Here is a 7,189-nt window from a genome sequence, read left to right on the forward strand (position 1 = left end):
GATGCGATACGCCAGAAAAGACGGGAGTTTACCGTAGGGGATTAATCAACGCTAGAGGAAGCCTGAAGGCAACCTACATCCGGCTAGAGAGTAAGGATGATGATTGGGAAAAATACAGCCATGGGATGGGAGAGGCTCAGGGGGTAGATACGGATGTTTGAGGCGGTTGCCTGTAGTATGACCCCCCTTCTTACTTATCCCCTCCCCTGATGACAAGGTTGTTTTTTAGGTGTAATTTAGGTGCATTGCCCATTTTGTAGCTGGTTCCTTGTGAGTCAAAGCCCATCACGGCAAGAGTTTAAGTGCTGAAGCCGATGATGAGATTTGAACTCACTCTTTATAGAAGGAACTCAGGCTGCGATAGCTTGAAACCCTTGCCCTACATATGGTCTATATACTAGACATTGGGATGTGTTGAAAGCGTGTTGAATATGGACATTTACATTAAACAGGCATGGGTTTTGGTAACTGAGTATTTTCACTCTAACGCCATTGAAGTCTCTAAGCAGGTAGATCACGAACTGGTGAGGACATATCTTAAGGCTTGTCAGAAGTCAACTCCGAAGGGTGTCCGGATCGTCAGTAGTGGCAACCGATTGTATCTCCGGTTCAAAACTGCAACCAAGCCGTCAACAGTCAATAATTCCTGTAATGAAGACTTTACCCGTGATGGTTGCGTCAACGCTCTGGCAAAAGCCTTGCTTGTGGCTCATAAACTCAAGGAATGCGAGAGAGAAACGGAGTTTTGGTCATGGTATGAGACAGAAATCAAAGAAGAGCCAACCCTCAAGGATGATTACTTAACCATCGGTCAAGCGATTGAGTTAGTTAAAACCCATTTTTTCAATGACTATGACAAGTGTGGCAGGGATAGGTCAGACCCAAGTTTGGGCACAAACTCAAAAGCCTCTTACCAAGAAGCTTATGGGGTATTCCACAATAAACTTAATCCTGAGTTAAAGCTTACAGCAGAAAACCTTGTTTCTGAAGTGCAAAGGGTATGGGGTCACCTCGGTCAATCGGCAGGGTTCAGAACTGCCAAATCAGCAGTATGCAAGCTTTTGAGGGTTTACCGATTGTCGTCTGAAGTAGATAAATTTAACGCCTACTTCGGTAGATCCCAGATTAAGAAAAAGCGGACAAGGCAAACTGTCAGTATTGAGTCATTTCTTGACTTCAGAGATAGGGTCTTGGGACTCAACGGCTATCCCTTGACTACTCAACAGTCCAAAAACATTGACGCTAGACGTTCTTGGTTTAAGGCATTTTCTATTAACCTCATCTATGGCTTTAGATGTGCTGAATTTCTGGCGATTGCGAACCTGAATAAGCCCTACAAGTGTTCTGATGGTGAGATTGTTCCAACCATCAACGACCCATTGAACCAGGACTTTATCATAGTCTTAAAACCTTACTTCTGGGTTATTGATAATGCAGGAGGTAAGCACAAAATCACTATCAAGACTGGTGGCGGGTTTGTTAGACCAATGATTCATCCAAGCTACCCAAACTTGATAGAGCGTTTAGATATTAACAACCCTAACATCTCATTGCCTACGGTGACTCCTAAATCAACTTCTAAAGAGTTGACTATTAAAGGTTGCTATCAACGGGGAATGAGGCGGTCATTAGGTGAATATATTGAACAAGTAGGGGGTCAAGGTTTCACGCAGACTCATGCCTTAAGGCATTTGGCTAATTATCATGGCAAACTTGCTGGTTTGACCCGTGACCAACGTTCAATGAGTCTGAGACATTCTCAATCGTCTAACGATGGCTATGATGAACATTTGACCCCTAAAGACCAGTTGACTTTATTGACAACTGATATTTCACAGTCAGTAGAGAACCAACGACTAAAAGAAGAGTTAAAGCAAGCGAATGAAACTATCTTCTTCCTTAAGAGAGAAAATGCCCGACTCAATGAACTTCTGAGTGGTAATGACAACTTACCTAAGATTGGGTAAGTTAAGAGCTTCTGGGAATAGAGCTTAGGTGATACCTTGCTCGTCTTCTTCTGGCGACTCCAGAGAGGATTTTATCTGCTCTAGTTTGGCTCTACCTTCTGCATACTTTGCCCCCTTATATCCCATTACGTTCTTGATGATTTCGGAATCGGGCAAGCCATCATTTAGAGCTATCCGAACTTGTTCCGTTAGTCCGTTAGTTTCGTTGGAACCCTCAGAGTTAGGAGGTAACGAACGCTCTAACGGCACACCCTCGTAATCCTCATCAATACTGGCGTTAGGGTCAGTTAGCCCTAGCGAACTTTTCCGTTCGGAGCTAACGGCAAGGGCGATCGCCGAGTTAGTCTGACGAGCCAAGTATAACTCACTGGCTACCGAGTGCCTAAACTGCGCTAAATCGTATTTGTTTAGAGCCTTAACTTTCGGCTCTATTTCTGCTAAGACAATAGAGCTACCCAGGCAAGTCCCGCCAGAAACTAAACCGATAACAATTGACCCCCAACGGAAGAGTTGATGATAGCGATTAGCTCGTACATAGCGGGTAAAAAAGGGAGTACAGAACCAAATTGATATCCCTAATACTCCAGAAATAACTGAGACTGCATGGAGTACAACCCAAAGCTGTTTGACGCTTTTTGACTCGGAAGGATTGATTAATAAACCCATTGGATTAGACCTCCCATAAATAGCATAATACCTAGCCCGATTAAGAGGACAACATAGAATACAAAAGCGTCCCCTAACTTCTCTCTCTGGTAGTAAATAGCTGCACCAGCAACTCCAATGCCAAGGGCAAATAATAGGGTCAACAAGAAACCAATTTCTCGGAAGTCCTGGTTGAGTAAACTGGCAAGAGAAACAAAACTAGCGCCACTCCCAACGAGTAGCCCTAGCCCAATAATTCGGTAAAGTGATATCATTTTCTCATCTCAATAATTGGGATAGAAAACCCCTGGCTACTTGAGGATGTTGTACGACTGTACAGTGGTAGTCAGGGGATTAAAAGAATTACAAACTACCCATTAATTGGGCGATCGCAGCATCTGCTTGTTGTTCAGCTTGTTCCAAGCTCTTGCCCATCTGGGCGTAGCCAGGTCGGAGCGAGTGGAGGTATTTGGCAGAAGTATTGCTATATCCCTGCATCCGCTTCTCGTTTCGCGCCTCATTGCGGCGATACCTTTCGTGGTATTTATTCACGCGGGTATGGTTATCACTCATGTCGGTGAGAGCCTCGTAAGCCTTCTTGGTGGCACGAGTGGTAATCCTGGCATCCTTTGCCCGCTCTCGCAGTGCTTCGGCTTCCTCTGGCGAAAACGGTCTCGCCTTCTCTACCACGGGGGCATACCTAAACTTCTCCCAGGAACCGGGAGAATTGGGCGTGATGGCGTTGTCGGCGCTCTTGATGTGGACAGAGCTGGCATCTAGTTGGCTAGATTGCCCTTGCACAGGGGCGATAGAGCTACCGCTATCGTTGCTCAAAAACTGGAGTAGTCCCATGATTGTCTTGACCTTTTATTGATACAGTTACGGTGACGAATTGCCCAAGGACAAAGGAAAACAAAACCCCTAATGTGATAAACAGCAAGGGGTTCCAGTCCATGGGGCGTTTATCCCATGGATTCCTTCTCATTGATTTGGTGACTGATGGTGTGTAAAGTTTGCCGAATATCTGAGAGCCTTTCCCAGAAGGAGACAGAGGATTCCAGTGCGTTACACCGGCGCTCTAGCTGCCCGATCGCTTCAAAATCCACCGGTGGAGGAACAGCTTCAAGCTCTTTGAGGTAAGTAAGGTACGCCCGGACGTGATGCTCTAGCTCTGCGGGGACGCGGATTTGCTTGGTGGTTCTAGGCATAGCGTTCACTCTCCGTAAAAAGCTTATGTCCGAGAACTGCGGAACTCCCGGTATCGGGAGTAATCTCGTCTTCCTCTATACCTACTGACCAGTAGTAGAATTCATTCTCAATAGGAGACCAAGTGACACCGACGATTAGGCGATCGGCGACGATATCACCTAGCCCATAGTCCTTGTCATTGCGGTTAGCCCACAATGTTTGCATATTCCATGGCATAATTCTGTTGCCTCAATTGTGCTGGTTCACAGTTGGGGAAGTCCTGGGTTGGTGTTGGGAGCACCTCCTCAGGGCGTTAATCCTTTCACTGATGAATAAAGCATAACCCCGGCGATCGCCAAAGACAATAGATCGTATCATCAAAATTATTCACCATTTTTGATGACATCGATCAATGAGACTCTATTGTACGCTGGTAGTCCAGCCCTCGCTCTTCTGACACAATAGTACTACTCGCTCTATGTCCATAGCGGCTCATATTTACGCTGTAAGGTGGATTGCCCCTCTAAATGACCAATCGTACTGGGGTGTCCTTTTGAAAGGAACCCTTACAGGACAAAGATTTTAGCCGTTGAGTAATACAGGATATACCACAGGTCAACTCGTTTCGTCTTTTATACCACTGTACAGTCGTAATATGGCGATTTATGGGGACTGAGAGAGTACAAAAGGGAGGTTTCCATAGATAAATTTCTATGGTTAGGGGAGATGATGGGAGGTGCTGAAATTCTTGGTGGCGCTTGACTACCGGTGTTCACTCGTTTTGTATCCACTTGCGCGTAGCGCAAGTATAGCGTCAAAAATTCCTCCTTGTCAAGAGATTTAATTAGAGTCTCTAATCTGCGATTGATAGATTAATCGCAGACTAGAGTTCTGAACTTCAGGATAAGTACGAGAAGCGTCCTTGATAATTGAAGGACAAGACTATTATCTGGGTCTCAGTTCTTCAGGAGGATAGCGATAGCCTTCATGCCATTTCCCGTCAAGATTTATCATGACCTCCCATTCCCCCTCATCATCTTGAGACCCGGTGATGATCGCTTCCGTACATTCAGTCCCTGGAGTCACAGTTAGAACCTTGTCATCAATTGAGTAGTTTCCCGATGGTCTCTTCTCTAATCCGTCCGGCTCAAAGCGATCTGTCCTCCATCTCAGCCTGAATAAGTATTTGCATTCCCACTTTCCACTCTCGTCAGGAAGTCCCGTAATGATTGCAGGAAGTTTCCCCTCAGAATGCTTGACCCACAACAGTTCGCCTAGCGAGTAGGGTAGGTCATCTTCAGTTTTGGTTGCGACTGAGATCGGTTCCCTCACCTCTTGGGTGAATGGGTCATCAGCAGAAACTTCACTTTGAGTGGTAGAGCTGTCGGGTTGCGCTGTTTCGTTGCTCGGCTCCTGACTCTCTTGATGGACATTGGGATTATCTCCATCAGAGAGTGGGGACAGTTCTTCCTGTGAGTGGTCGGATACAACCTTGGTATTCTCCCAGAAGACAGTCCATCCCCCATTATCCAAGAGTCTAATTAACATCCCTTCGTTCTCCACTCCATCATCCAGGTCTTTAATTTTGACCTTCATTCCTGGACATCCCCATGGGGGTGGGATGAAATCATTTGAGACACTTTTTTCCGTAGTAGGGGCACTTCCCCATGGGTCGGATAGTGGCTCTGTTTTTTCGGGTTGGTCATTCTCGTCTGAAAGTTTGTTTTTAGGTGTCCCATCTGTCCCATTAGCCTCTAAACTATGCCCTGACTGGGTTTGAGACGGGACATTGACGGGACACTGTGGGACACTTGCTGTCCCATTCTTTTTCATCGGAGAATTTTGTGGGACACTTGCTGTCCCGGTCTGTCCCGGTGCTGTCCCATGGTCAATACCTTGCTGTATATGAGTTTGAGGGCTGTGGGACACATGGGACACTTGATTTTCAACTTTTCCTTGGGACTGCTTTTCTAGAGGAATTGGAACCCATCCTCTAACTCGCTTTCCTTGAGAATAAAACCGCCCTCTCTCGTATCCCATTTTCATCAAGCAAACCTCTACTCTGTATTTCTCCTTATATGTCTGTTTGCTTGGATCTACATTCAGATGTCCCAAACAACCCTTCACAGTTGTCCCTTTAGTTTCTCCATTCTTAACCAAATATTCCGTCAGTTGTTCTACCCATGGGTCTTCAGATTCAAATTCTGCGTTATTGATGACTAACGCGCGCCCTTCAGCCTCAGTTAACCACCACTTCTCTCCCTTAGCCCACAAGTCGTAAGCGGCAGCCCATAGCCGATCTCGTTCTTGAGAAAGAGCTTCGCAATCTATGTCATCAGGGCAAGGGATAATCCAAAAACGACGAGAGCCGGTTGGATCGTTAAGAAATTCCTTGTTATTTGTCGTTCCGCATACGACAAACCCTCTCTTCCAAGTCTCAGTCTTTCTTCCATATGGGGGTCTGATTTTGTCAGAAGTGGCGGTCATCGACGCTTTAATCTTGCTGATGTGAACCTTGCTAAATGCGTTCTCAATTTCCCCCAACTCAATCCCCCAACATTGGTGAGCCTTGAGCATCTCGTCCTTGTTGCTGTTGTCTAGCTTGTCCACGCTATCGGTGAACCAATCATCCCCAAACAAAAGATTAAAAAAAGTAGACTTTCCTATCCCCTGACCTCCATAAAGGATGAGGGCTGTATCCATCTTGCAGCCAGGAGTCATAGCCCGCGCTACAGAGCCTATCAAGTATTTAGTGAAGAGAGTTTGATGGAAAGGGTCTTCCGTTCCGAAATAGCGGTTAGCTGCTCCATTGAGGATAGAAATATTATCGCCATGCTCTCTATGGACACCCTTTAAATAGTTCCGGACGGGATGATAGCTATTCTTTTTGGCTTCAGCAACCAAGACCCGGTAAAAAACATCTGATGAGGTATAGACTCCTGGTTGCTTGCATCCTTTGACCCACAGTCCATCGGCATCTGGCTCTTCACCAGGGGCTGTTTCAACCTCTCTGGATAGCTCGTTGAACTTCAAGGGCAAGGATAGAGACTCTATAGCCTTCTCAGCCTTCTGGATAGGAGAGAGTCTATTGCCGCCGGACTCTTTCTTGCCCTCCTTTGCTGCACCTGATTCCTGTGTATAGTTGTTAAACTGATTCTCCCATTGGGCGATGGTTAGAGCGGTCTTGATGACCTCATCAAAGTTGCCACCGTTGAGGATAAAATCATCCATTCCTTTTGTTTTTTTGGTATACTGCCACACGCACATTCTGACATCACAGCCGCGTTTCTCCAATGCCTCGCCAAGTGCCTTCATTTGGCGCTTTACGCTTGGGTTCTTCCTGAAGTCAGCGTCTAGGGCGATATAGACGGGTCTGCCTTTGACGCACA

The 7,189-nt window shown here is 46.1% G+C and carries 7 protein-coding genes; 1 reads left to right on the forward strand and 6 read right to left on the reverse strand.

Features of this window, described 5'->3' with window-relative positions; all coding sequences use genetic code 11:
• Positions 1-431 precede the first annotated feature (431 nt).
• Positions 432-1,967: a hypothetical protein gene (locus J7529_RS24030; protein ID WP_318731077.1), complete on the forward strand. Its 1,536-nt coding sequence runs from the start codon at positions 432-434 to the stop codon at positions 1,965-1,967.
• A gap of 24 nt (positions 1,968-1,991) precedes the next feature.
• Here the strand turns inward: J7529_RS24030 and J7529_RS24035 are convergent, their stop codons facing one another.
• From J7529_RS24035 to J7529_RS24060, 6 genes are all read right to left on the reverse strand, one after another.
• A complete protein-coding gene (locus tag J7529_RS24035) occupies positions 1,992-2,633 on the reverse strand; it encodes a hypothetical protein (protein WP_318731079.1) in 642 nt (213 codons plus the stop codon).
• Positions 2,621-2,887 carry a hypothetical protein gene (locus J7529_RS24040; protein ID WP_318731080.1) on the reverse strand — a complete coding sequence of 89 codons (267 nt, stop codon included), beginning with the start codon at positions 2,885-2,887 and terminating at the stop codon, positions 2,621-2,623. Before J7529_RS24040 ends, J7529_RS24035 begins: the two co-directional genes overlap by 13 nt.
• A gap of 88 nt (positions 2,888-2,975) precedes the next feature.
• The gene (locus tag J7529_RS24045; protein WP_318731081.1) at positions 2,976-3,464 is read right to left on the reverse strand and encodes a hypothetical protein; all 489 of its coding nucleotides are present in this window, start codon (positions 3,462-3,464) and stop codon (positions 2,976-2,978) included.
• Between the two features lie 110 nt (positions 3,465-3,574).
• Positions 3,575-3,820 carry a hypothetical protein gene (locus J7529_RS24050; protein WP_318731082.1) on the reverse strand — a complete coding sequence of 82 codons (246 nt, stop codon included), beginning with the start codon at positions 3,818-3,820 and terminating at the stop codon, positions 3,575-3,577.
• Positions 3,813-4,037 carry a hypothetical protein gene (locus J7529_RS24055; protein ID WP_318731083.1) on the reverse strand — a complete coding sequence of 75 codons (225 nt, stop codon included), beginning with the start codon at positions 4,035-4,037 and terminating at the stop codon, positions 3,813-3,815. The genes J7529_RS24050 and J7529_RS24055 overlap by 8 nt, the downstream gene beginning before the upstream one ends.
• 708 nt (positions 4,038-4,745) lie before the next feature.
• Positions 4,746-7,189 (reverse strand): VapE domain-containing protein (locus J7529_RS24060; RefSeq protein WP_318731084.1); only part of this gene is annotated, 2,444 nt, incomplete at its 5' end.

It is taken from the genome of Roseofilum sp. Guam, from assembly GCF_017746735.1.
GTDB lineage: Bacteria > Cyanobacteriota > Cyanobacteriia > Cyanobacteriales > Desertifilaceae > Roseofilum > Roseofilum reptotaenium.

Excerpts from the sequence above, each read along its gene's own strand:
- J7529_RS24030 (WP_318731077.1), top strand. The coding sequence starts at position 432 with ATGGACATTTACATTAAACAGGCATGGGTTTTGGTAACTGAGTATTTT.
- J7529_RS24035 (WP_318731079.1), bottom strand. The coding sequence starts at position 2,633 with ATGGGTTTATTAATCAATCCTTCCGAGTCAAAAAGCGTCAAACAGCTT.
- J7529_RS24040 (WP_318731080.1), bottom strand. The coding sequence starts at position 2,887 with ATGATATCACTTTACCGAATTATTGGGCTAGGGCTACTCGTTGGGAGT.
- J7529_RS24045 (WP_318731081.1), bottom strand. The coding sequence starts at position 3,464 with ATGGGACTACTCCAGTTTTTGAGCAACGATAGCGGTAGCTCTATCGCC.
- J7529_RS24055 (WP_318731083.1), bottom strand. The coding sequence starts at position 4,037 with ATGCCATGGAATATGCAAACATTGTGGGCTAACCGCAATGACAAGGAC.
- J7529_RS24050 (WP_318731082.1), bottom strand. The coding sequence starts at position 3,820 with ATGCCTAGAACCACCAAGCAAATCCGCGTCCCCGCAGAGCTAGAGCAT.